We start from the raw sequence: 22,298 nt of genomic DNA on the forward strand, positions 1-22,298 counted from the left end.
GGTGCGCTAATGAAGCTTTTGACGCTCGGTCCCATGAATAGAGGAACTGGGATGACTTAATCGTGTCGAAAAATATTCATTTCCCTGATTCGGAGGCGTTTACGCACTACAGGTTCGTTATTTTGTGTAGACGGGCCTATTGCTTTGAAATAGATGTAGTTTCGTTCCGCTAATTTTAGCGAGTGCCTTGCGGAAATCGAATGAGGGTGCTAAATCCAAATTTGTAAAAACGAGGGGTCCATATCCATCTGCCGTAATCCTAAATAGGTTAGCATGATATGGAAAGACGCTGCCAAGGCTTTTTGGTTATGATGAAGGCAGCCGCTATAAAATCTTTCGTTCTCGAAACCATCACGGAAGGAGTCTTTGGTATGACGGATTCAATAACGAAGCGTGTCGCGGGATTGGATTGGCCTTCGATCCAACAAGCGTTGGACGAGCAAGGCTTTGCCGCGTTTCCGCCTTTGCTGCGGAACGAGGAGTGCCGCGAACTCATAAGCATGTATGAGGTGGAATCGCATTTCCGGACCCGGATCGATATGGCCCGGTACCGATTCGGCATCGGAGAATACCAATATTTTCAGGCTCCGCTGCCGGCGCTGCTGCAGGAGCTGCGCGTCTCGTTTTATCCCCGGCTGGCCGAAGCGGCGAATCGTTGGCAGATGCAGCTTGGTCAGGAAGCCGAGTACCCTCCCGAGCTGGCGCAATTTCTGGAACGTTGCCATGAGCACGGACAGACCCGTCCGACGCCGCTGCTTTTGAAGTACGAAGCAGGGGGGTATAACTGCTTGCATCAAGATATGTACGGGGATGTATTTTTCCCGTTTCAGGTCGTCTTTGTTTTGAATCAGCGTGAAAAGGAATATGCGGGCGGCGAATTTTTGCTGGTCGAGCAGAGGCCGAGAGCGCAGTCCAGAGGCCATGCGATTGCGCTGGAGCAAGGAGCCGGGCTTATTTTTCCGACGCAGCATCGTCCGGTGCAGGGCACACGCGGGACATACCGGACGACGCTACGTCACGGCGTAAGCACGATTACATCGGGCACGCGCTACAGTCTGGGGCTTATTTTTCATGATGCCCAATGACGAGTCCTCGCGCTTAAGGTGGGGGGATATCCCCACCTCTATTTGTCTGAGATATTCTACTTCCAGGGTTTCTCCACACGCTGCCCTTGCTCCTTGCGCTTTAGGCGCAAGGTTTTTTTATTCGGAAATAAAATTTCATGTCACTATTTACAAAATGAAATAATATTTTATAATATGAGTATGAAGAATGACAGCGTTTACAAAAATGTTGACTTAGAAAGAGAGGCGGCGATGGAGAGATGACCGATCCAAAGAAATGGGACGCGGTTGACCGGTTGATCCGGCGCTGGGTGAAGGAAAAGGCGATTCCCGGAGCTGTTGTGGATATCTCGCTGGGGGCTGACGTTCGATGGAGCCAAGCTTACGGGTCCTATTCGGACGGCACCGCCGAGCGTCAGGTGACCGAGCGCACGATGTTCGACGTCGCTTCGTTAACGAAAGTCACGGTGACCTTGCCGGTCATCTTGGCGCTGGCGGAACGGGGAAGGCTCCGGCTGGACGATCCCGTCCAGGCGTATATTCCCGGCTTCCGCCATCCGAACGTGACGCTGCGCCACCTGCTGATGCATACGTCCGGGCTTTCTCCCGAGCTTCCTTATGCCAAGCGGACGGAGCGCCGCGACGTCATTCCTCTCGTGCTGAAGCAGGAGCTGGTGACAGTGCCCGGGGAGCAGGCGGTGTACAGCGACCTCGGGATGATTTTGCTCGGCGAGGTCGCCGCCGTCGTATCCGGGCAATCGCTGGAATCGTGCGCGCGCCGGTACGTGTTCAACCCGCTGGGGATGGCCGATTCGATGTTCAATCCGCGGCCCGAGCTGCTTGGACGAATCGCCGCCACGGAACCGCTGGACGACGGTACCGGGTATGTGCACGGAGTCGTTCATGACGAAAAGTGCTATCATCTCGGAGGCGTCAGCGGCAGCGCAGGACTGTTCACAACGGCGGACAACCTGCACAAGTATGCCCAGGCATGGCTTGACCCGGACGGCGGCGGGCTGCTGAACAGGGAAATCATCGGCGCTTGCTTCCGCAATCCGTATCAAGGCCGGGCGCTCGGCTGGGAACTATGGCACGGTCAGGAGCGGGCGCCGGCTTGCGGAGCGTCTTGGCCGCACGGCAGCTTCGGGCATACCGGCTTTACCGGAACGAGCCTGTGGATTGATCCGCACCACGAGCTGATTGTCGTGTTTTTGACGAACGCGGTGCATTTCGGACGAAGTCCGATCATGCGGGAGCTGCGGCCGATTTTGCATACGACGGTTTATACCTCGCTCATCGAGGATAAATAACGAATCATCATCCTAGGGAGGGCTTAAGTATGAAGGGGACAAAGACCATGAAATCGGCAATCGCGCTCGCTGCGGCCATATCGCTTATCGCAACGGGCTGCAGCAGCCCGTCGAAGGACGGGGCTAAAGAAACGCCGGCGGCAAACGGCGGCGGAGGACAGAAGACGGAAGCTCAGAAGGTCAAGCTGTCAATGGGCAGCTGGCGGACGGAAGACAAGGAAGTATACGAGAAGATCATCAAAGCGTTCAACAAGACGAACCCCGACATTGAGATCGAATTCAAGCCGACCAAAAACACCGAATACAACACGGTGCTGAATACGGCGCTGCAAACCGGCAGCGGCCCCGACATCATCCACCTCCGGCCGTATGCCGCCGGTATCGCGCTCGCCGACGCCAAATACTTGGAGCCGCTCGACAGCGTCAAGGGGCTCGAAACGATTCCGAAGGAAGCGAAGATGGCCGCCACCGGCAAGGACGGCAAAGTATACGGCGTGCCGACGGTCTACAGCTCGACGCAAATTTTCTATAACAAAAAACTGTTCAAAAAGTTTAACCTGTCCGAGCCGAAAACCTGGGACGAGCTGATGAAGGCGGCCGATACGCTGAAGCAGAACAAGATTGCGCCGTTTGCCTTCGGCTCCAAGGAAGGCTGGATTTTGTCCCTGACGCACGGCGCGCTCGGCCCGCAATTTTACGGCGGCACCGAGTTTGTCAATAACCTGCTCGCAGGCAAAACGAACTTCAAAAGCAAAGAGTTCACTGATTCGATCACGATGCTTCAAGATTTGACAAAATATTTCCCGGAAAATTATACGGGTCTCGGCATGGATGACATGCGCAATTTGTTCGTCACCGAGCAGGCGGGTATGATCGTGATGGGCGATTGGGAAATTGCGGTCATGAAAAAGATGAACCCGGACCTCGATCTGGATCTGTTCCCGGTTCCTCCGGTGAAAGCGGACGGCAAGGCCAGCGTGACCAACTGGGTGGACGGTTCGTTCGCCGTCAACGCTGCTTCCAAGCATAAAGAGGCGGCCATGAAGTTTATCGAGTTCATGACGACGAAGGAATTTGGCAAGATGGTAGCCGACGATCTGAAGAAGCCGAGCACGATTCCGGGCGTGGAATCCTCCGACCCGCTCGTCGCGAAAATGATCCAGCTCGCTGCTGCCAATTCGACGCCGTATGCAATGGTCGTGCATTTCAGCGCTGGCAATCCGACGACCAAGTCTACGCTGGAGACGGCTCTCCAAGGAATGTTCCTGGGCAAGGAAAAAACGGACACGGTGACGGATATCGTGCAGAAGAGCGCCGATTCCTGGTTCAAGCCCGCGGCCAAATAAACCGCCGGTCGACACAAACTTTATAGAAAGGGCGGGGCGCAATGAATCGAGAAGTGGCGGTATGGGACCGCACTAGCAAAAGGCAGCCGGGTTTGAACTGGAAACGAGGGATCATCCACCTGTTCCCGGTTCCTGCCCTCGCCGTCTACGCGCTGTTTGTCGTGTATCCGATCGTAGCGGCTTTCAGCTACAGCTTGTTCGACTGGAAGGGCCTTCAGAAAGGCGCTTTTGTTGGCATCGACAATTTCGTCAAGCTGTTCACGACGGAGCCGTTCAACGGGCTGTTCTGGAACGCGTTCGGGCATAACGTTTACTATTTTATACTGGAAATGATCGTGCAAAATGGCATCGCTTTCATTTTGGCGTACATTATTTACACGAAAGTAAAGGGCGCGGAGCTGTTCAAAATGGCCTACTTCGTGCCGCGGCTGCTGTCGGTCATCGTCGTCGGCTTCCTGTGGAAGCTGATGCTGAACCCGAATTCCGGCGTCGTAAACTTCGCGCTCAAGAACATCGGTCTCGCCGAATGGGCGAGGCCGTGGCTGGGCGAGCCGGGCACGGCGCTGACGGCGATCATTCTCGCGAACAGCTGGTTCGGCGTCGGCTTCGCGGTGCTGATTCTGCTTGCAGGCTTGCAGTCGATCTCCCAAGAGGTGATCGAGGCGTCGAGGCTGGACGGGGTACAGGGCTTCCGCCTGATCCGTTCGATCATTTTGCCCATGATGACGCAGTCCATTGTCATTCTGACCGTATTTACGTTCATCCACGCGTTCGAAGCGTTCGAGCTTGTGTATGCGATGCAGGGCTCGCAGGGGGAACCGTATCATTCGACGGATACGCTGGCCGTTTTCTTTTACCGTACGGCTTTCGGCGGATCGTCGGGCGACGGCGTTGCGGTCGGTCTCGGCTCGGCGCTGGCGGTCGTGCTGTTCTTGATCATCGCGACCTTGTCGGCATTGTTTATGGCCTATGTTCGCAAGCGGGACATGGAGTATTAGAAAGGGGGTAGACGCTTCGTGAAAACAAACCCGGCATTACGCGCATCGCATTACATTATCGCCAGTCTGTTCGCGCTCCTCAGCCTCTATCCGATCGTTCTGATGCTCTTGTCTTCGTTCAAGACGAACATCGACATTTTCAAAAATCCGATCGGGCTGCCGAAGGCTTGGAGCATGGCCGCCTATAAGAAGCTGCTGGACCAGCTGCCTTACTTTGATTATTTCTGGAACAGCCTGACGGTCAGCGTCGTATCCGTTGCCCTGATTCTGCTGTTCGGGTCGCTTGCTTCGTTCTATATTGCCAGATACCCGTTCCGCTGGAATCCGGCGCTGTTCTTCTTCTTCCTGCTCGGCATGATGATTCCGGTCAAGCTCGGTATCGTCCCGCTGTTCATGCTGATGAAAAATTTAGGGCTAATGAACACGGTTACTTCGCTGATCCTGATGTATACGGCCATCGGTATCCCGATGTCGGTCCTGATTTTGACCGGATTTTTTCGGACGCTGCCGAAGGAGCTAGAGGAGGCGGGCCGGATCGACGGCTGCTCGGATATCCGCCTGTTGCTGAGCATCGTGGCGCCCTTGATGCGACCGGCGCTCGGAACGGTCATGATCATGAATTTTATCACGGTGTGGAACGATTTCTTCTTCCCGCTGATCTTCATCCAAGACGAAGTGAAAAAGACGATTCCCGTCGGCATGCTGACGTTGTTCAGCGAATATTCCACCGATTGGAGCGTGCTGTTCGCGGGCCTGACCTTGTCGTCGCTGCCGATGATCGTGCTGTTCGCCCTCTCCTCCAGGCAGTTTATGGACGGCATGACGGCAGGTGCGGTCAAGTAAGACGGGACGGGAAAGGCAGCTATGGCGATCAGGGAGCCGAGAAGGGAAGGAGATTTTATGACGCATAACGAACAACGGCAGCCGGTTACGGAGCAGCGCAACGCCAAGTCTGTCCATTTGGACCGGATGAGCGTGCGGGAAGTCATCGAGACGATCAACAGCGAGGACGGTACGATTGCCGCTTCCGTGCAAACTGCGCTGCCGCAAATCGAAGAAGCGATCACCGCGATTGCAGCGCGGTTGAAGCAGGGAGGCAAGCTTTATTACATCGGGGCCGGTACGAGCGGACGGCTCGGCATTCTCGACGCGTCCGAATGTCCTCCGACGTTCGGGGTCGATTCGTCGCTTGTGCGCGGCATGATTGCCGGGGGCGAGACGGCGATGGTGAACCCCGTAGAAAATGCCGAGGACGACATCGACGCCGGGGCGGCGGATATCGCGCGCCATGCGACGGCAGCGGACGCGGTCGTCGGTCTTACGGCGAGCGGCCGGACGCCGTATGTGCTAGGGGCGATTCGCGAGGCCAACCGCATCGGCGCCTTGACCGTCGGCATCTCGTGCAACACGGGTACTGAGCTTAGCCGGGCGGCGGCACACGGCATCGAGGTGCCGGTCGGACCCGAGGTGGTTACCGGTTCAACGCGTATGAAGGCCGGCACCGCGCAAAAGATGGTGCTGAACATGATCAGCACAACCGTTATGGTTCAGCTCGGCAAAGTGTACGGCAACCTGATGGTGAACGTGCAGGCGACGAACGCCAAGCTGCGCGACCGAGTCGTGCGCATTATTGGCGAAGCGACCGGAGCGGACCGGGCTGCGGCGGAGGAGCTGGCCCGGCGGGCCGAAGGTGATGCGCGCCTGGCGATTCTGATGCACCGGTTCGGCATTGACAGGCAGGAAGCGTCGGCTGCTTTAGCGCGGTCGGGCGACCATTTCGGAGAGGCGGTCCGTTGGCTGGAAGGTCAACGGATCGGATAATAGAGCTTCCCGTGAACCGCCGAAAGCGGCTTGCGGGAAGTTTTTTTAGTTGACCCGCACGCGCGAATCTTTACATAAAATTAGCACAATCTTAATTTGAAGATCATGGTAAAGCGTTACGATGGTTTCATCGTCCTGGACGAAGTCTTCCATCGTATTCCAAAAAACGCTGTCTCTTCAAGGAGATCCAACCATGAAACGGAAAGAAAAATTCGCCTCCATGCTGTCCGGCTGGAAATTGTTCCTGTTCGTGATCGTCACTTACACCGTCCTCTTTTTGATCGCCTTCCAAGGGTACATTATCAGCAAGCAGTCCACGTCCGCCATCGAGAAGCAGTATAACCAGATCATTTTCGACAAAATGGATGCGCTGTCGGTCAACATGATCAATTATTTGAATTATATCGACGACTTTGCCCGCACCCTATCCGTCAAACCGGATTTAAAGAGCATGATCCGCGAAAATCGCGACGGAACGAGAGAAGCCGTGGAAGGGGCCTTGAATTACTTCCGCTTGCGGTTCCCCTTATACATCCAGATTCTTACGGCGCAGGACCGCGTGTTTGCTTACCCTCCCGTCGAGCAAAAGGAAGAGGAGCAGTTTAAAACGACGCTCGCTTCCTTCCCCTGGTACGGTCAGCGGCTGGTTCTGGACAACAGCTACCCCCGTGCGGATGTTGCCGCCGACTTTCACTTCAGCGCTTTCCCGAACGCCTTGTACGTCAGCAAAAACATCGTGCAGGATGACCGCTCGCTCGGTACGCTGACGATCAAGATGAACGGTACGTTAATCGAAACGATGCTGGATACGGTGCGGATCAACGAGGCCAACGCCGTGTTCATCCTGTCCCCGGAAGGCCGCATTTTGTTTCGGAACGAACCGTCCTCCGCCTTTTCCGGTGATCTGGCATCGCTCGGAACAAACGGAATCGACGGGCTCATCCGGAGAAATGGGGAAGATTCCGGCTCGGGGCAGATCCGTATCGCCGAACAAGACTGCTACTTCATTTATAAACTGATCCCTTCCACGAACTGGGAAATATTGTCGATCGTTCCCCTTCGTTCGTTGAACGCGGAGAGTGTTGGCGTGTGGCAGACGACGGCCATGACGACCGCCTTTTCCGTCCTGCTTATCGTCACCTCCTTCTGGATTCTGTATATCAAGCTTACGCTGCCGCTGCAGCGGATGTCCCGGATCGTACGGATGGCCTCGGAAGGCGCAACGCCGGAGCCGTATGAGTACAGAGGCTTCAAGGAGCTTGAAACGTTAAACCGCGGGATGTACCGGTTTTTCGAGCAAATTCAGCTGCATATCCGCACAATCCGCCAGAGCGAGAGCGAGAAGCGGCAGCTTGAGATGCATGTGCTGCAGGCGCAAATGCGGCCGCATTTTTGGCACAATTCGCTGAACGCGCTGCGCTTCATGGCGCTGCTGCACGGCGATTCCACAATGGCCGACGCCATTCTCGCGTTGACCCGGATGCTCGACTATACGCTGAAAAATACAGGTGTGCTGTTCGGGATGGTCGAGGAGGAGAAGGACTACGCGATCCAATATATCCGCTTCCACGAAATCCGTTCCATGCAGAAAATCGACGTCAAGCTGGACTTGGACGAACGCTCGCTCCAGGCCCGGATTCCGAAGTTCACGCTGCAGCCTTTGCTGGAAAATGCCGTCACGCACGGCTTTCGCGCTCCTTTCGCCAAAGTGCCGAGCCTCGCCATCACCACGCGGCTTGCGGACGGCACGCTTACGATTTGCATCGCCGACAACGGCAACGGGATGGACGACGATACGCGCCGGCTGCTGCTTCTTCCTCGTGCCCAAGAAGGAGGAGGAAGGCAAACGTCCGGCATCAGCCTGCTTAATTTGCAGGAGCGTATCCGGCTGGAATACGGAGAGCCTTACGGCATCCGGGTCGTTAGCGGGCTTGGGGAAGGCACGGAAGTCGTCGTGACGCTTCCCTGGATTACAGATGCTAAGAAGGAGGGCGAATTGTCATGAAAGTCATGATTGTCGAAGACGAAGTGCTGGTCCGGCTCGGGCTGAAAAAAGCCGTTCCGTGGTCGACGCTCGGTATGGAGCTGGTATGCGAGGCCGCAGACGGCGCCGAGGCCTATGAAATGTTCGTGCGGCATCTTCCGGATATCGTGCTTGTCGACATCGAGCTGCCGAAGATGGACGGGCTGTCCTTCATCCATTACGCGAAGACGCGCCGCCCGGACGCCAAATTTATCATTTTGACCTGCCAGCAGGACATGAGCTACGCACGCAGCGCCATCCAATTGCAGGTGGCCGATTTTTTGCTGAAATCGACGCTGGACATTAAAGAACTTTGCGATATTTTGCAAAACCTGTCGCTGGAATTGCGGCAGAAACGGCACGAAGCGGAGGCGTCCGGTGTGGAGGACCTGAACCGGGGCCGGCGTAGGAGACGCTTTTTCCAAAGCTGGCTCGACGGCGTTCTGCCTGTTCCCGATCCGGACCGGTTCGACGTCCAGCTCCAGGAATTTTCCCCTGCCCTGAAGGCGGAACGGTTTCAGGCGTGGGTCGTCCAGCTGCACAGCGCTTCGCTGACCGAGGAAGAAACGGAGAGCGTCGGCGAAGAGATCGAGCGTCTGACCGCCCGGCAATTCGGAAGCCGGTATTTGGGCGGGACCCCGGAACCGTTAAAGCGCAGATGGCACTTGATCTTTTCCGGCTCTGCGCCGGCATCCGACGCAGTGCGGTGGAAGGAGGCGGTCGGGCAGGCCCGCGGACTTGAGCTTGCGGTTGCGGTGAGCGCGCCGTTCGCCGATCCTTACGAGTGGCGGACGTTCGACCGCCAAGCCGCCGATCTGCTGCAAGCGGAATTTTACGGCCGGGTCGGCGAAGTTTACGCGAAGGACGACCTGATCAGCGAAACGATAAGCGAAGCCGTTCTGAAGCTGAAAAGAGACATGTACGAACGGGCAGGCTCCCTGCAATTCGAGGAAATGAAACGACTCGTCGGCGATCTGTGCGGCGCGCTGAAGCAGCCCCCGTACCTTCATCCGCCCATTGTCAAAAATATGTTCACGGAGTTTCTATTCCGCATCTGGTCTGCCTGCGAAGAGGTCGCTTCCGGCTCCGTGTCGGCGAACCACCGGTTGGTCGACCGGTTTTACGCTTCCGGGCGGCTTGACGAGCTCGCAGAGCTGCTGCTCGACGAGCTGGCCCGGGCCGGAGAAGAGGTGCGCTCCCATTCGCAGGACGACAAAACGAAGACGATTTTGCAAATCAAGCAGTATATCAAAACGCATTTGCACCGGGAGCTTTCCCTGCAGGAAACCGCCGACGCGTTCTATATGAACAGCTCGTATTTGAGCCGATTGTTCCGGGAGGTGACGGATCAGAGCTTTACGGAATATGTGCTGCGCGAAAAAACGGAGCTGGCCGTAGCCCTGATGAAGAACGGGATGCACTTGACGCAAATTTCTGAAAAGCTCGGCTATCAGAACCTCAGCTCCTTTACCCGCATGTTCAAAAAGGTACGCGGCGTCTCTCCTTCTCGTTACATGGACCGAACTTGATAACTAATCGGACAAAACCGGATAAACCGTCCGTCCGCTTATTCGTTTTTTTACTTGATTTTTATATTGGCGCGAGGCTTAGGCTTCTTTCGTCCGCTCCATGCTGAAAGGATAAACGAACGGTCAAGCCGTGTGATGTCCAATCGGCGGCGCGCCTTTTATACTAAGCGTGAACGGGATGTTAGCCGATTCGACCATCGGACAGAAGAGGAGAGACGATCATGCAAAAGCACTTGAAATGGCTGCTGCCGCCGTTGGCCGGGATGACGCTGCTTGCGGGCTGCGGCAAGCCGGCGGCTCCGGCGGCAAGCGAAAAACCGGCAGCGCCTGCGGTATCCGCGGCACAGGCAAGCCAGACGGACAAGCCTGCGGCGGCGAACGAAGCCGTCGAGCTGACCTTTTATTATCCGGTCAATGTCGGCGGTCCGGTCATGAAAGTCATTGACGGGATGACGAACAAGTTTATGGAGAAGCATCCGAACATTAAAGTCAAGCCGGTGTACACGGGAAATTACGGGGACAACACCATTAAAATTCAATCGGGCATTCAAGCGAAGCAGCCGCCCGATGTCGCGGTCATGATGTCGACGGAGCTGTACAGCATGCTGGATACGAATGCGATCATTCCGCTCGACGATTTTATGGCCAAAGATCCGGGCGTCAATATGAGCGATTTTTACCCTGCTTTCGTCGAAGACACGCAAACGGGCGGCAAAACCTACAGCATCCCGTTCCAGCGCAGCACGATCGTGCTGTATTACAACAAAGACATGTTCAAGGAAGCGGGGCTTGACCCCGAGAAGCCGCCGAAAACTTGGGACGAGCTGATCGAGTACGGCAAGAAGCTGAAGAAAGAAGGGCGGGCGGGCCTCGAAATTCCCGGCAACGACGATTCGTATTGGATGCTTCAGCTGTTTGCGCTGCAAAACCATACGGACCCGAAGCAAAACCTGATGATGGCAGACGGCAAAAAAGTGATGTTCGATACGCCGGAAAACCTGGAAGCTCTGCAGTACTGGCTGGATTTGTCCCGCAAGCATAAAATCATGCCGGAAGGCGTCATCGACTGGGCTACGGTGCCAACCGACTTCATTCAAGGCAAAACGGCGATGATGATCCATACGAGCGGCAACCTGACCAACGTGAAAAACAATGCCAAATTCGATTTCGGTGTCGCCTTCCCGCCGATGAAGAAGCAGTACGGCTCGCCGACGGGCGGCGGCAATCTGTACATCTTCAAGGACACGAGTCCGAAGAAGCAGGCGGCGGCCTGGGAATTCGTCAAGTTCATGACGGAGGCGGAGCAGGCGGCGCAGTTCAGCGTGGCTACGGGCTATGTGGGCGTACGCAAATCGGCGTTCGATACGGAGACGATGAAAAGCTACGCGGCATCGTTCCCGCAGGCGCTCGTTGCCCGCGATCAATTGCAGTACGCGCATGCGGAGCTGTCGACGCACAACCACGGCAAAGTGTCGAGCGCGCTGACGAATCAGATTCAGGCGGCGCTGGCGGGGACGATCGATCCGGCCGGGGCGTTGAAGAAGGCGCAGGAAGAAGCTGAACGCGCGTTGGCGCCGTTTAACAAATAGGAGAATGCCCGCATGAACGCCATTTGGAGCGAAAGGCTCAAAAGGAACGGATTGGCTTGGGGACTGCTGCTCCCCTCGCTGTTGTTCCTCGGTTTGTTTACGTATTACCCGATCTGGAAGACCGCCGTGCTCAGCTTGTATCAGCAGGATTTGGCGACGCCGGAGCCGCGTTTTGTCGGGCTGGGCAATTATGTGTCGATGCTGGCGGACCCTGTGTTTCAAAAAGTGTTCGGCAACAACCTGTGGTTTGCCCTCGGAACCGTACCGACCTCGATGGCGCTGGCCTTCGCGATGGCGTTGTTTGCCGATAAGGCGCTCCAAGGGCGTAGCTTCGTCCGGACCGCGTATTTTTATCCGAACATGATTCCGATGATCGCTGTCGCGAACATCTGGCTGTTTCTGTACACGCCGAAGTTTGGCCTGCTGGCTCGTTTGGCGGCCTGGGTCAGCCAGAGCGAAGCCCCGCTGCTGGGCCAGCCGAATACGGTGATGGCGGCGATGATCGTCATGATGATCTGGAAGGAGGCCGGGTACTTCATGATTTTTTACCTGGCCGGCTTGCAGCAGATCCCGAAGGACTTGTACGAATCGGCCGCCGTCGACGGCATCGGCATCTGGCAATCGCTGCGGCGCATTACGATCCCACTGACGATGCCGACTACGCTGTTTGTGGCCGTCGTTTCCGTAACGAACGCGTTCAAGCTGGTCGATCATCTGTGGATTATGACGCGGGGAGGACCGGACAATGCAAGCAGTCTGCTTTTGTACTACATCTATGATACGGCGTTCGGCTATTACGATCAGGGGATGGCGGCGGCGATGACCGTCGTGATGGTTGCGGTGCTGCTGCTTGTGTCGTCGGTGCAGTTTTTCGGCTGGGACCGCAGCATCCATTACGAATAGGAGGGAGCCCATGAGTCATCAAGCAGGGCTGCCGCTTCGGCAGGAACGAACGAAGCGGCGCAGGCCGCTGGCGGGCGGGGAAATGCTGTTCGCGCGTTTACGCCGCCAATCCGCGCAAGCGCTGTGGCACGCCGTCATGCTCGCGCTCGGGATGGCGTGGCTCGTCCCGCTCGCTTGGGTCGTATGGACGGCCTTTCGCCCGAAGGGAGCGGCTCTTGGGAGCGGCTGGACTTGGGAGTGGACGCTGGACAATTTTGCCTCCGTATGGCATACAGCGCCGTTTGCGCAGTATTACCTCAATACGCTGCTGATTACGAGCGGCGTGCTGACCGTCCAGTTGGTCAGTTTGACGCTGGCAGCTTATGCGTTCGCAAGGGTTCGGTTTTTCGGGCGGGACACGCTGTTCATGCTGTTTTTGGTCCAAATCATGGTGCCCCCGGACGTGCTGATCTTTTCCAACTACCGCGTGCTGCAGGAGCTGGGGCTGCTGGATACGAAGCTCGGCATTATGCTTCCTTACTTTGCGTCTGCGTTCGGTATCTTTTTGCTGCGGCAGTCGTTCAAGCAGCTGCCCCGGGAGCTGGACGAAGCCGCCCGCGTCGAAGGCTGCTCGCGACTGCGCGCTTTATGGCAGATTTACGTGCCGCTCTCCAGGCCCGTCTATGTTTCGTTTGCCATCGTTTCGGTCAGCTATCACTGGAACAACTTCTTGTGGCCGTTGATCGTTACCAATTCGGCGGACAACCGCCCTTTGACCGTAGGATTGGCGCTTTTTGCGAAATCGACGGAGTCGGGCGGGCAGTGGGCCGAGGTGAGCGCGGCTACGCTGCTTGTGGCGGCGCCGATGATGCTCGGATTTTTATTGTTCCAGCGGCAGTTCGTCAGCAGCTTCATGCACTCGGGCATCAAGGGATAACGGGTCGGATAAGCGAACCGGCTCTCGGCAAAGAAACAGGGCTGGAAGATCGAGTAGGGGATTGGGAGGAACGATTCATGAAATTAGCCATTTTCGGCGATCTGCACTATCCGATGACGTTCATTAACCGTCCGGATGTGCTGGAAGCGCGGGATGCATTCTTTGAGCATTTTTTGACGGCATTTCTGGAAACGGAGGCCGACTATCACATTTCGCTCGGGGATTTGACCAACGCCGGGGAAATTGCGGAATTCGAGTATATTTTCCAAAAGGTGCGCGGCTATGGCGACCGGCTTCGCTTCCTTCATGTGCTTGGCAATCACGATACGTACACGCATCCCAAGGCCAAGCTGTTATCCTTGACCGGACAGCGGCGATACGGCCTATGGGAAGAGGCGGAAGCGCTCGTCGTCGTGCTGGATACGGCCCGGGAAACGCGGCAGGACTGGAGCGGATTTATCGATGCCGAGCAGTTGGAATGGCTGGAATCGGTGGTGCGCAAGCCTTCGGACAAGCCGCTTCTCGTGTTTGCCCATCATCCGCTTTACGGGTCCACTGCGCGCTCGACGGAAGCGATGATGTCTCTGGACCCGTCCCTCGACATCCGTAGAATTCTCGGCCGGTGGGCCGGAACCGGCTTGTACTTTAACGGTCACAATCACGAAAACTCCGTCGTCCGCGAGGGTCAGTGGCATTTTATCCAGACGGCCGCTCCGATGGACGTTCCCGCGTTCCGCATCGTAACGGTCGAGGGCGGCGAGGTGCGCGTGGAGCTCCATCGCCTGGAAAGCGAAACGCTCACGAAATGGGCGCGAACGGTCGGGGAAAATATGCCTTACTACGAGCCTTACCCGTCGGCCGAGGGGAACGGGGCTTCGGAGAAGCTTTCCGTCTTGTTGACACGGTAGGCGGCAGACGGCAGGCAGGGCAAACGAAACAGGGAGCGGAGGGAAGAAGGAATGGGGCGTCAACCTGTGCGTCTTGCGATCGTCGGAGCGAATCGGGGGAGCGGTATTTCCCGGGTGCTCCAGTCATTTGAGGATCGCGTTCGGCTGACGGCGGTTTGCGATAAGAACGAAGAATTGCTGAAGCCATGGCAAGAACGATGCCCGGACGTTCGTACGTACGGGGACTTCCACCGGTTGCTTGAGGATCCGTTCGTCGATGCCGTATATATCGCCAGTCCGATGCACCTTCACGCCAGACAGTCTATCGAAGCGCTGCTTGCGGGGAAGCACGTATTATGCGAGGTGCCGGCTGCGCAAACCTTGGAGGACGCATGGGAGCTGGTAGAGACGGTCGAACGAACCGGACTTCATTATATGATGGCGGAAAATTATTGCTTTTCGCGTTCGGCGCTAGCCGTCAAGTCGATTGCCGAACAGGGGCTGTTTGGGGAAATCACGTATATGGAGGGCGGCTACATTCACGACTGCCGTCATCTCGTTCATGGGCCGGACGGGTCCTTAACCTGGCGGGGCGAGCTGCATCGCGACTTCAACGGAATGAATTATCCTACGCATTCGCTAGGCCCGGTCTCGCAATGGATCGGCTCAAGCCGGCCGGACGGAGACGAATTGAAGAGCATCGCCGTGTTCGTGTCCAAGGCGAGATCGCTGCAGCGCTATTTTGACGAACGTTACGGCAGCAGTCATCCGGGGGCCCGGGACGGCTATTGGCGCCAAGGCGATTCGGCGGTTGCGGTTGTGCAGACGAGGAAGAACGTGCTGATTACGCTGCGCGTGGACTGGACGTCGGCGAGGCCTCCGAATTCGACCCATTATGCGGTTCAGGGAACCGAGGGCGCTTATGTGTCGGGACGTTACGAGGGCGAAGACGATCTCATCTGGCTGCAGCGCTGGTCTCCCAAAGCGGAGGACGGCCAGCCCGTCACATGGGAACCGCTCAAGCGGTACCAGCCCGAGCCCGATCATCCGTTATGGAAGCGGTGGGGACATGAAGCGTCCCGGTTCCGGCACGGCGGCGGCGACTTTCTCGTTTTTGCGGAGTTTTTTTCGGCGATTGCCGAAGGCCGCACTCCGGGCGTGGACGTGTACGATGCGGCAGCTTGGAGCTCCGTGTTCGCGCTGTCGATGGAATCCGTCGCTGCCGGCGGGAAGACGATCCCGTTTCCGGATTTTAAGCGGAAGAATAGAGGATGAGCATGGACAAACCGTATCCTAAATTGGTCATGCGCAAAGAAAGCCTTGCGGATTTGCCCGCATTGTCTTGTCCGGCAGGCTACACGATCCGCAGCTTTCAGCCGGGCGACGAAAGCCGTTGGGAATCGATCATTCGGCAATCGTTTGAAAGAGAGATCGCGTTTGGACACAAAATCGGCGATCTGCCTTATTTTCAGCCGGAGCGGGTGCTGTTTATATGTTCCGGCGATATTCCCGCAGCTACGGCGACCGCATGGGAAACGGAGCTTCCGGGCGAGCGATGCGGATATTTGCATATGGTGGGCGCTCTTCCCGGCCATTCCGGGCGGGGGCTCGGTTATGCGGCCAGCTTGGCGGCTCTGCACAGGATGAGAGCCGAGGGGCAGACCCAAGCGTTCCTGGAAACGGACGATTTCCGGCTTCCCGCCATCAAAATATATTTAAGACTTGGCTTTACCCCCGTGTATCTTCATGAACTTCATAGACCGAGGTGGGAGCGCGTCCTTCGGCTGGTCCGTCCGGCCGATTGATGTGCCGTCATGCGGGAGCTTGAGCTTTAAAAGCTCTTCATTTCATAAACAGGAGGAGAAAAAAATGAAAGCTTTGAAGAAGGTTGGCCTGATCGCGGCAGGAACGATGTTGGTGTACTCTTTATCTTTTGCCGGTATGGCGTCTGCGGCAGCGAAGGGAGAAGAAGCGGCGGTTTCGGCCGTGACTGCGGGCACCGAGTCGTGGCGTCAGACGTCCAGCCAGACGTACTGGCTGCTTGACGCTTTCGAGCGCGGGCAGGGCGTGGCTACCGACGGCAATTCGTGGATTTTCAACTCGAATTACGGACTTCTCCGCACGAGTCTCGACGGCAAGACTGTTCAAGCAAGAAACGGGCTGGCGATCCCGGACGAAATCTCCAAGCAAGGCGGGAACCACATCGGAGACATCAGTTATTACAACGGCAAAATCTACGCTCCGATCGAGGACGGCAGCAGCTACCAGCATCCGTACATCGCCTTGTTCGACGCGAATACGCTGAGTTACACGGGCACGGCCTACGCACTGCCGTTGAACCTGCACAAAGGCGGCGTGCCGTGGGTGGCGGTGGATGCCGGGCGCGGCCAGGTTTACACGGCCGAGTGGAGCAACGCTTCCGTGCTGAACGTTTTCGACCTGAACGACATGCACCTGATCAAGACCGTGCCGCTCAGCCAAAGCATCGATCGTATTCAGGGCGCCGAAATGTACAACGGCTCGCTGTACGCGTCCAGCGACAACGGCACCCAATCTGTCTACCGCATCGATCCCGATACCGGCAGCGTGGCGGTGGCCTTCGACCGGAACCTGCCGAGCGGCTCGGAAGCGCAGGGCATCGCCGTTCTTCCGACTTCGGACGGCGCCGTTCTGCACATTCTGGACGTAGGCTCCGCCCGCATCAATGTCAACTTCCGCCATTACGCCAAGTAAGACATATCCGCTTGCAAAATACCGGGAAACGGCACCATGCCGTTTCCTTTCTTTTTTTGTACCGGCGGTCGTTTAGGATTTCACGGAAATCATTCGTTGTGACCCGGACGAATCTGTGATACACTCGGAAAGTAATTAAAGAACTTTAATAAGTTGGCGGTGAATGCCATGAAGCTTCCTTTCGTTCAACCCAAAATGATGGGGGAAATGATTCGTCGGCAAATTCGTGCGGTGCTGTATCGCGATTCGGTATCGAACACGGCCGAGGTTGTGCAGAAAACGGGCATCAGTTTTCCGACGATTAGCAAAATGCTGGATGAAATGAACGACCAAGGAGAGGTTGTGTTAACGGGGCTGGGAGCATCCAGCGGAGGCCGGCGTCCGAAGCAATACCGGCTCAATGCCGATCACATGGCGGGGCTCGCTGTGGCGCTCGAAAAGGATTATTCCTCCTATGCGGTCCTGAATTATGTGGGCGAGGTGGTTGGGCGGGAGAAGCTTCCCGGCGTTTTGCACGACGGACCCGAGCGGTTGACCGAGCAGATCGGAACCTTCGTGCAGCGTTATCCTCATTTGCGCGCACTGACCTTGGGAGTCCCGGGAGCGGTCAATAACGGGCGGGTCTTTCATATTCCCGATTACGAAAAGTTCAAGAACCTCGATTTCAAAGGCTTGTACGAGGAACGCTTTTCGCTCCGGGTCCAGGTGGAAAATGATATGAACGCCACCGTTCTCGGTTATCATGACCGCTCGGGAGACGACCAAAACCGCTCCCTTGTGTACCTGTATCTGGGGCAGAACGGTCCCGGCGCGGGGATTATGGTGAACGGCGACGTTGTAAGAGGGAGCAGCTTTTTTTCGGGCGAAGTTTCCTTTTTGCCGCTTTACGATTCGCACAATTTTTCCCAAGCCGTTCAAGAGCCGACTTCCGCGCAGGACGGCACGGAGAGGCGTGCGAAGTTGATCGACGCGATGAGCCGTTTGGTTGCCGTGTTTACGGCCACCCTGAATCCGCATACCGTCATTTTTTGCAGTACGGATATGGCCGAACGCGATCTTGCCGATGTCCGGAAAGGAAGCGCGCCCTATGTTCCGGCAGCTAACTTGCCGTCCCTTCTTGTCCGGAATTGGGAGGAAGATTACTTCCACGGGCTAAATCAACTTACGATCAGAACGATGCTGGGTCTCGGAATCGATTGATTGCGCAGCCGGCTTCAAAAGGAGAATTGGCATGGAACATTCGCTAAGCAGCCGCCAAATTCAACTATGGCGCATCGCCATTTATTTTATTTTTGGTCTGCCCGGTTTTGCGCTTGCCACCTGGGTTTCGCGCACTCCCGCGATCCGGGATTCGTTAGGTGCTACCACCGCCGAGATGGGATGGATTATTTTTGGCTTGGCCGTCGGTTCCATCATCGGATTGTTAAGCGCAAGTCATCTTATTGCAAGCCGCGGGGGGCGCTTTGTCATGATGGCCGGATTGGTGGTCAGCTCGGCAGGACTCGGAATCGTGGCACTGAGCGGAGTTTGGCTTACCGGCGGCATTGTGGTGTTTCTGGGACTGGCCGTCTTCGGCTTCGGAAACGGAATATGCGACGTGGCGATGAATGTCGAGGGGACGGCCGTCGAGCGTGCCGCCCAGAAATCGCTTCTGACCGGCTTTCATGCCGCATTCAGCGTAGGTAATCTGGTGGGTGCCGTTGCGGGCTCGGCAGCGATTGGGGCCGGACTGTCCGTCTTTGTTCATTTGTTGCTCGCCGCGGTCGTCGTGGTGTTGTGCGCCGTCTATTTTTACCGTTTCGTCCCCGCCGGAACCGGGCAAGAACGTGCCGCGGAGTCGGGCGAACCGCCCATGACCGCGCGGGAGCGTATGGCCGTGTGGAAAGAGCCGCGCACGATTTTGATCGGGATCGTCGTCTTGGGAATGGCGTTTGCGGAAGGCTCTGCGAACGACTGGCTTCCGCTGGTCATTGTGGACGGTTACCATGTCTCCCCGGCGACGGGCTCGTTTGCCTTCGGCTTATTTGTAGCCGCGATGACCATTTGCCGCGCAGCAGGCGGGATGCTGCTCGACCGGTTCGGCAGAGTCGCCGTCCTGCGGGCTTCCGCGCTATCCGCGATTGCGGGACTGCTCATCGTCATTTGGGGACAAAGCTTCACGGCTGCCGCCATCGGCGTTGTGCTGTGGGGCTTCGGGTCGGCCTTCGGATTTCCCGTAGGCTTGTCCGCCGCAGGAGACGATCCCCGCGGGGTCGCTGCGAGGGTGAGCGCCGTGTCGACGGCCGGATACCTCGCTTTCCTTGTCGGTCCGCCGATCCTGGGGGTAATTGGCGATTCCGTCGGCTTGCTTCGCGCCTTAATTGTCGTGCTGATCGGCGTTGTGGTGGCCGGATTGTTGTGTCATGCCGCAAGGCCAATCGGAGCGCAGACAGAGGATACGAACATCAAGGCTTAGAGCCGATGTGGAGCTTTTCGCTGCCAAATGGCGGTGAAATGTTGGAAAACAAGCCGGAGCCCGGGGATAATGCAAAGCCGTTCCTTCCGGGGAACGGTTTTTGCCTTCTTCTTTTTTACATATTTTGAGACCTAGCGTCGTTCCATTCGATGAGTTGATTCCAAAATCATCCGGATAAAGTCATAGGTGCCCCCGTTCGTCTGCTGCAAAAACGTCTCTTTCCGCACAAATCCTATAAAAAGAATAAGGCTCCTCGTACTGCCAACCGGCGATCTCTTCGGCTTCTTCCCGAGTCATGGGGCGAAATTGAAAATTCATCGCGTCTCCTTTACCTGCTAGATGGAATTTATGGTATTGGGTGGCAGGCGGGTCGAGCATAGCTTGCATTCGAACGGAAGTTAAGACCGGTAAGCTTGAAGCGGTTCATTGCTTCGCGAACGGTTTCGCAACGAAAAAACAACAGCAAAGTCCGAGCCACATCGCCGCCGCACCCCAATAAACGGCAGGATACCCCGCCTGCTGCACTACCCAGAACGAAAGGGCCGGACCGAGCGCTGCCCCCACATCCAGCGTAACGGAATAGGACGTCATGACGGTTCTTCGGTTGTGCAGGCTTAGCGTGCCGGAGACGGAGCCGGCCAAGGCATCCATAAGCGTCGTCGTACAGGTCGATGTCATCAATAGCCCCACCGCCGCAACGATCCAGCCCCACGTCGGCAAAGGCAGCGGAAACAAAAACAGCAGGGCGGCTGCTATGCCCATCGTCCACGTCAGCAGGCGGGCTTTATTGGACTGCCGATCCGACAGGCTGCCGATGAACGGCGACAGGAAGGGGCCCCAGCCCCACCGCAGCGCCTGCAGCCCCCCGGCGATAAACGCGCCGCCGAGCGTAAAGCCGAGGACCGTCATCGAGGCGTGTCTCGTTTCGGCATAATTGCTGAGCGTGGAGGTCAGCATCCCTTCGTAAATCATAGCCGAGCCCAAAGCGGCGGCAAGCAGCCAAGGGACGTCCTTGGTTTTCAGCATGGTCATGAATGCGGCTGTTCCGGAGCGCTTCTGCGGAATCGGAACGGAAGCCTCCTCCGTCTGCCGGACGGAGTTCTTTTTCACATCATCGATTCGAAGGCCCCGCAGCAGGAAAGGGACGCCACAAACGGTCGCCGCACTAAGCAGCCATGCTATGGCACGAAGCCCCAGCATCTCGGCAAGGGTACCTCCGAGCAGCATCCCGACGAGGCTTCCCAGCCGGTAGTGACCGTTATACAGGCCGAACAACCGGCCTTCATTGCGATCCCGGCAAAGCTCCAAGATCGCGTAATAGGCGCCAAGCCTTAAAAACGACCAAGCCAGACCCCAGACGCACCGCGCTGCAATCCAGAGGGGGAACGTGTCGATGAACCCATAGGAAGCGGTCGTCAGGATCGCAAGCATGACCGCTGCCAGCATGCCTTGCCGCAGGCTGATATGACGGTAAATCCGGCTGACGATAGGGTTCAAGGGCAGCCGAACCAGTCGGTTGACGGACAAAAGAATGCCGACCTGAACGAGCGAGTCCAGACCGGCTTCTTTCCAGTACAAAGGCAGCACGATGTACAGCATCGAGTCCCCCGTCAGACAAAGCGCCGTAATCCATGAGATCCGCAGCACTTCCTTTTTCCCGCGAAGCGTTGACTTATCCATTGCGCATTCACTCTTTTCTACAATTGGTGCTTTAACGTAAGCCGATCATCCTAAAAATAGTCCACCTCCTCGCAAAAAACTAATATATAATGATAACCAACCGATAAGTTATACTTATGAATTCCGCGCGAACGGAGGAATAGCTATGAATTTGCATGCGCTTAAAGTATTTCATGCCGTAGCCCAGAGCGGCCATGTAACCCAAGCGGCAGAGGAGCTTCGCATCAGTCAGCCTGCCGTCACCCAGCATCTAAGAAATCTGGAAAAAGAAATCGGCCTAAAGCTGGTTCGGCCGGAGGGTAGAGGCATTGCTCTGACGTATGCGGGCCGGGAGCTGTATGCTTTATCCGGCAAGCTGTTCGCTGCGGAGCGCGAAATCGAGAACCGGATGAGCGACATTGCGGCGGGAAAACGGGGGGAGCTGACGCTTGCCGTTACCAACCTCCCCGGAACGGTGCTGCTTCCGAGATGGATCGCGTATTTCAAAACCCGGCATGAAGACGTTGCTATCAACGTCATCACCGTCAATACCCGCGAAGCGTTTGCTCTCCTGAGCGAGCACCGGGCAGACGTGGCCGTTATTGCGGGAGGCTGGGAACAGCCCCGGATGAAATGGGAGTATCTGTTCGACGACGAGCTGTGGTTTATCGTTCCGGCCAGGCATCCTATGGCGAACCGGGAAGCCTCTTTAAAGGAAATGATGGAAGAAACGTTCGTTATTCGGGAGGAGGGAAGCTCGACCCGAGAAAGGTTCCTGTCGATGTGCCGAACCTATAACGTCAGACAGCCGAAGATCGGGATGCAGTTTAACGGGGTGCATGAGACGATAAGAGCGGTCAGAGCGGGGTATGGGGCAAATCTCATCTCGGCTATGGCGGCACGCGAATATATCGAGCGGGGCGAAGTAGCCCGAGTGTATGTCCGGGATGTCGAGCTGAAACGGCCGATTGCGATATGCACAGCCGAAGATCATACGTTAACGCCGGTCGCAGAATCGTTTATCCGGCTTGTTCGGAAAAAATTAAGAGAAGAAGCAGTCTAGTT

The 22,298-nt window shown here is 56.7% G+C and carries 19 protein-coding genes; 18 read left to right on the forward strand and 1 reads right to left on the reverse strand.

Features of this window, described 5'->3' with window-relative positions; genetic code table 11:
* The first annotated feature begins 371 nt into the window (after positions 1–371).
* The 17 genes from ET33_RS03660 to ET33_RS03740 all read left to right on the forward strand — a co-directional run bounded on the left by ET33_RS03660 (position 372) and on the right by ET33_RS03740 (position 19,574).
* A complete protein-coding gene (locus tag ET33_RS03660; RefSeq protein WP_036676664.1) occupies positions 372–1,085 on the forward strand; it encodes a 2OG-Fe(II) oxygenase in 714 nt (237 codons plus the stop codon).
* A gap of 239 nt (positions 1,086–1,324) precedes the next feature.
* Complete coding sequence (locus tag ET33_RS03665; protein WP_036676667.1) at positions 1,325–2,374, forward strand: serine hydrolase domain-containing protein; 1,050 nt, start codon at positions 1,325–1,327, stop codon at positions 2,372–2,374.
* Positions 2,375–2,421: 47 nt separating this feature from the next.
* Positions 2,422–3,720 (forward strand): ABC transporter substrate-binding protein, encoded by a 1,299-nt coding sequence (locus ET33_RS03670; RefSeq protein ID WP_235206635.1) that lies wholly within the window; start codon positions 2,422–2,424, stop codon positions 3,718–3,720.
* A 41-nt stretch (positions 3,721–3,761) separates the two neighbouring features.
* A complete protein-coding gene (locus ET33_RS03675; protein WP_233455164.1) occupies positions 3,762–4,718 on the forward strand; it encodes a carbohydrate ABC transporter permease in 957 nt (318 codons plus the stop codon).
* Between the two features lie 18 nt (positions 4,719–4,736).
* A complete protein-coding gene (locus ET33_RS03680) occupies positions 4,737–5,561 on the forward strand; it encodes a carbohydrate ABC transporter permease (RefSeq protein ID WP_036676675.1) in 825 nt (274 codons plus the stop codon).
* A 57-nt stretch (positions 5,562–5,618) separates the two neighbouring features.
* A complete protein-coding gene (gene murQ, locus ET33_RS03685) occupies positions 5,619–6,539 on the forward strand; it encodes an N-acetylmuramic acid 6-phosphate etherase (protein WP_036677695.1) in 921 nt (306 codons plus the stop codon).
* 193 nt (positions 6,540–6,732) lie between these two features.
* On the forward strand, positions 6,733–8,544 hold the full coding sequence (locus ET33_RS03690; protein WP_036676677.1) for a sensor histidine kinase: 1,812 nt from the start codon (positions 6,733–6,735) through the stop codon (positions 8,542–8,544).
* Positions 8,541–10,091, forward strand: coding sequence for a response regulator transcription factor (locus ET33_RS03695; protein ID WP_036676680.1), 1,551 nt, complete (start codon positions 8,541–8,543; stop codon positions 10,089–10,091). Before ET33_RS03690 ends, ET33_RS03695 begins: the two co-directional genes overlap by 4 nt.
* A 221-nt stretch (positions 10,092–10,312) precedes the next feature.
* Positions 10,313–11,680: an ABC transporter substrate-binding protein gene (locus ET33_RS03700; RefSeq protein WP_036676682.1), complete on the forward strand. Its 1,368-nt coding sequence runs from the start codon at positions 10,313–10,315 to the stop codon at positions 11,678–11,680.
* Positions 11,681–11,692: 12 nt separating this feature from the next.
* A complete protein-coding gene (locus ET33_RS03705) occupies positions 11,693–12,583 on the forward strand; it encodes a carbohydrate ABC transporter permease (RefSeq protein ID WP_036676686.1) in 891 nt (296 codons plus the stop codon).
* 82 nt (positions 12,584–12,665) lie between these two features.
* On the forward strand, positions 12,666–13,499 hold the full coding sequence (locus ET33_RS03710; protein WP_374701657.1) for a carbohydrate ABC transporter permease: 834 nt from the start codon (positions 12,666–12,668) through the stop codon (positions 13,497–13,499).
* A 77-nt stretch (positions 13,500–13,576) separates the two neighbouring features.
* Entirely contained in the window at positions 13,577–14,407 is an 831-nt protein-coding gene (locus tag ET33_RS03715) for a metallophosphoesterase family protein (protein ID WP_051775092.1), read from the forward strand.
* A 51-nt stretch (positions 14,408–14,458) separates the two neighbouring features.
* Entirely contained in the window at positions 14,459–15,661 is a 1,203-nt protein-coding gene (locus tag ET33_RS03720; RefSeq protein WP_036676690.1) for a Gfo/Idh/MocA family protein, read from the forward strand.
* Entirely contained in the window at positions 15,658–16,191 is a 534-nt protein-coding gene (locus tag ET33_RS03725) for a GNAT family N-acetyltransferase (RefSeq protein ID WP_036676694.1), read from the forward strand. Before ET33_RS03720 ends, ET33_RS03725 begins: the two co-directional genes overlap by 4 nt.
* A 64-nt stretch (positions 16,192–16,255) precedes the next feature.
* The gene (locus ET33_RS36215; RefSeq protein ID WP_051775093.1) at positions 16,256–17,119 is read left to right on the forward strand and encodes a DUF6923 family protein; all 864 of its coding nucleotides are present in this window, start codon (positions 16,256–16,258) and stop codon (positions 17,117–17,119) included.
* 168 nt (positions 17,120–17,287) lie between these two features.
* Positions 17,288–18,319 (forward strand): ROK family protein, encoded by a 1,032-nt coding sequence (locus ET33_RS03735; RefSeq protein WP_036676697.1) that lies wholly within the window; start codon positions 17,288–17,290, stop codon positions 18,317–18,319.
* Positions 18,320–18,350: 31 nt separating this feature from the next.
* Positions 18,351–19,574: an MFS transporter gene (locus ET33_RS03740; RefSeq protein ID WP_036676702.1), complete on the forward strand. Its 1,224-nt coding sequence runs from the start codon at positions 18,351–18,353 to the stop codon at positions 19,572–19,574.
* A 423-nt stretch (positions 19,575–19,997) separates the two neighbouring features.
* Here ET33_RS03740 and ET33_RS03745 read toward each other — a convergent pair whose 3' ends face one another.
* The gene (locus tag ET33_RS03745) at positions 19,998–21,254 is read right to left on the reverse strand and encodes an MFS transporter (protein WP_036676705.1); all 1,257 of its coding nucleotides are present in this window, start codon (positions 21,252–21,254) and stop codon (positions 19,998–20,000) included.
* A 145-nt stretch (positions 21,255–21,399) separates the two neighbouring features.
* On the opposite strand from ET33_RS03745, the gene ET33_RS03750 reads away from it, so the two are divergent.
* Positions 21,400–22,296, forward strand: coding sequence for a LysR family transcriptional regulator (locus ET33_RS03750; RefSeq protein WP_036676710.1), 897 nt, complete (start codon positions 21,400–21,402; stop codon positions 22,294–22,296).
* Positions 22,297–22,298 lie beyond the last annotated feature (2 nt).

The organism is Paenibacillus tyrphae (genome assembly GCF_000722545.1).
GTDB classification, from domain to species: domain Bacteria; phylum Bacillota; class Bacilli; order Paenibacillales; family NBRC-103111; genus Paenibacillus_G; species Paenibacillus_G tyrfis.

What these genes read in the sequence shown, in the direction of transcription:
- ET33_RS03660 (WP_036676664.1), top strand. Translation starts at nt 372, where the DNA reads ATGACGGATTCAATAACGAAGCGTGTCGCGGGATTGGATTGGCCTTCG.
- ET33_RS03665 (WP_036676667.1), top strand. Translation starts at nt 1,325, where the DNA reads ATGACCGATCCAAAGAAATGGGACGCGGTTGACCGGTTGATCCGGCGC.
- ET33_RS03670 (WP_235206635.1), top strand. Translation starts at nt 2,422, where the DNA reads ATGAAATCGGCAATCGCGCTCGCTGCGGCCATATCGCTTATCGCAACG.
- ET33_RS03675 (WP_233455164.1), top strand. Translation starts at nt 3,762, where the DNA reads ATGAATCGAGAAGTGGCGGTATGGGACCGCACTAGCAAAAGGCAGCCG.
- murQ (WP_036677695.1), top strand. Translation starts at nt 5,619, where the DNA reads ATGACGCATAACGAACAACGGCAGCCGGTTACGGAGCAGCGCAACGCC.
- ET33_RS03690 (WP_036676677.1), top strand. Translation starts at nt 6,733, where the DNA reads ATGAAACGGAAAGAAAAATTCGCCTCCATGCTGTCCGGCTGGAAATTG.
- ET33_RS03695 (WP_036676680.1), top strand. Translation starts at nt 8,541, where the DNA reads ATGAAAGTCATGATTGTCGAAGACGAAGTGCTGGTCCGGCTCGGGCTG.
- ET33_RS03700 (WP_036676682.1), top strand. Translation starts at nt 10,313, where the DNA reads ATGCAAAAGCACTTGAAATGGCTGCTGCCGCCGTTGGCCGGGATGACG.
- ET33_RS03705 (WP_036676686.1), top strand. Translation starts at nt 11,693, where the DNA reads ATGAACGCCATTTGGAGCGAAAGGCTCAAAAGGAACGGATTGGCTTGG.
- ET33_RS03710 (WP_374701657.1), top strand. Translation starts at nt 12,666, where the DNA reads ATGCTGTTCGCGCGTTTACGCCGCCAATCCGCGCAAGCGCTGTGGCAC.
- ET33_RS03715 (WP_051775092.1), top strand. Translation starts at nt 13,577, where the DNA reads ATGAAATTAGCCATTTTCGGCGATCTGCACTATCCGATGACGTTCATT.
- ET33_RS03720 (WP_036676690.1), top strand. Translation starts at nt 14,459, where the DNA reads ATGGGGCGTCAACCTGTGCGTCTTGCGATCGTCGGAGCGAATCGGGGG.
- ET33_RS03725 (WP_036676694.1), top strand. Translation starts at nt 15,658, where the DNA reads ATGAGCATGGACAAACCGTATCCTAAATTGGTCATGCGCAAAGAAAGC.
- ET33_RS36215 (WP_051775093.1), top strand. Translation starts at nt 16,256, where the DNA reads ATGAAAGCTTTGAAGAAGGTTGGCCTGATCGCGGCAGGAACGATGTTG.
- ET33_RS03735 (WP_036676697.1), top strand. Translation starts at nt 17,288, where the DNA reads ATGAAGCTTCCTTTCGTTCAACCCAAAATGATGGGGGAAATGATTCGT.
- ET33_RS03740 (WP_036676702.1), top strand. Translation starts at nt 18,351, where the DNA reads ATGGAACATTCGCTAAGCAGCCGCCAAATTCAACTATGGCGCATCGCC.
- ET33_RS03745 (WP_036676705.1), bottom strand. Translation starts at nt 21,254, where the DNA reads ATGGATAAGTCAACGCTTCGCGGGAAAAAGGAAGTGCTGCGGATCTCA.
- ET33_RS03750 (WP_036676710.1), top strand. Translation starts at nt 21,400, where the DNA reads ATGAATTTGCATGCGCTTAAAGTATTTCATGCCGTAGCCCAGAGCGGC.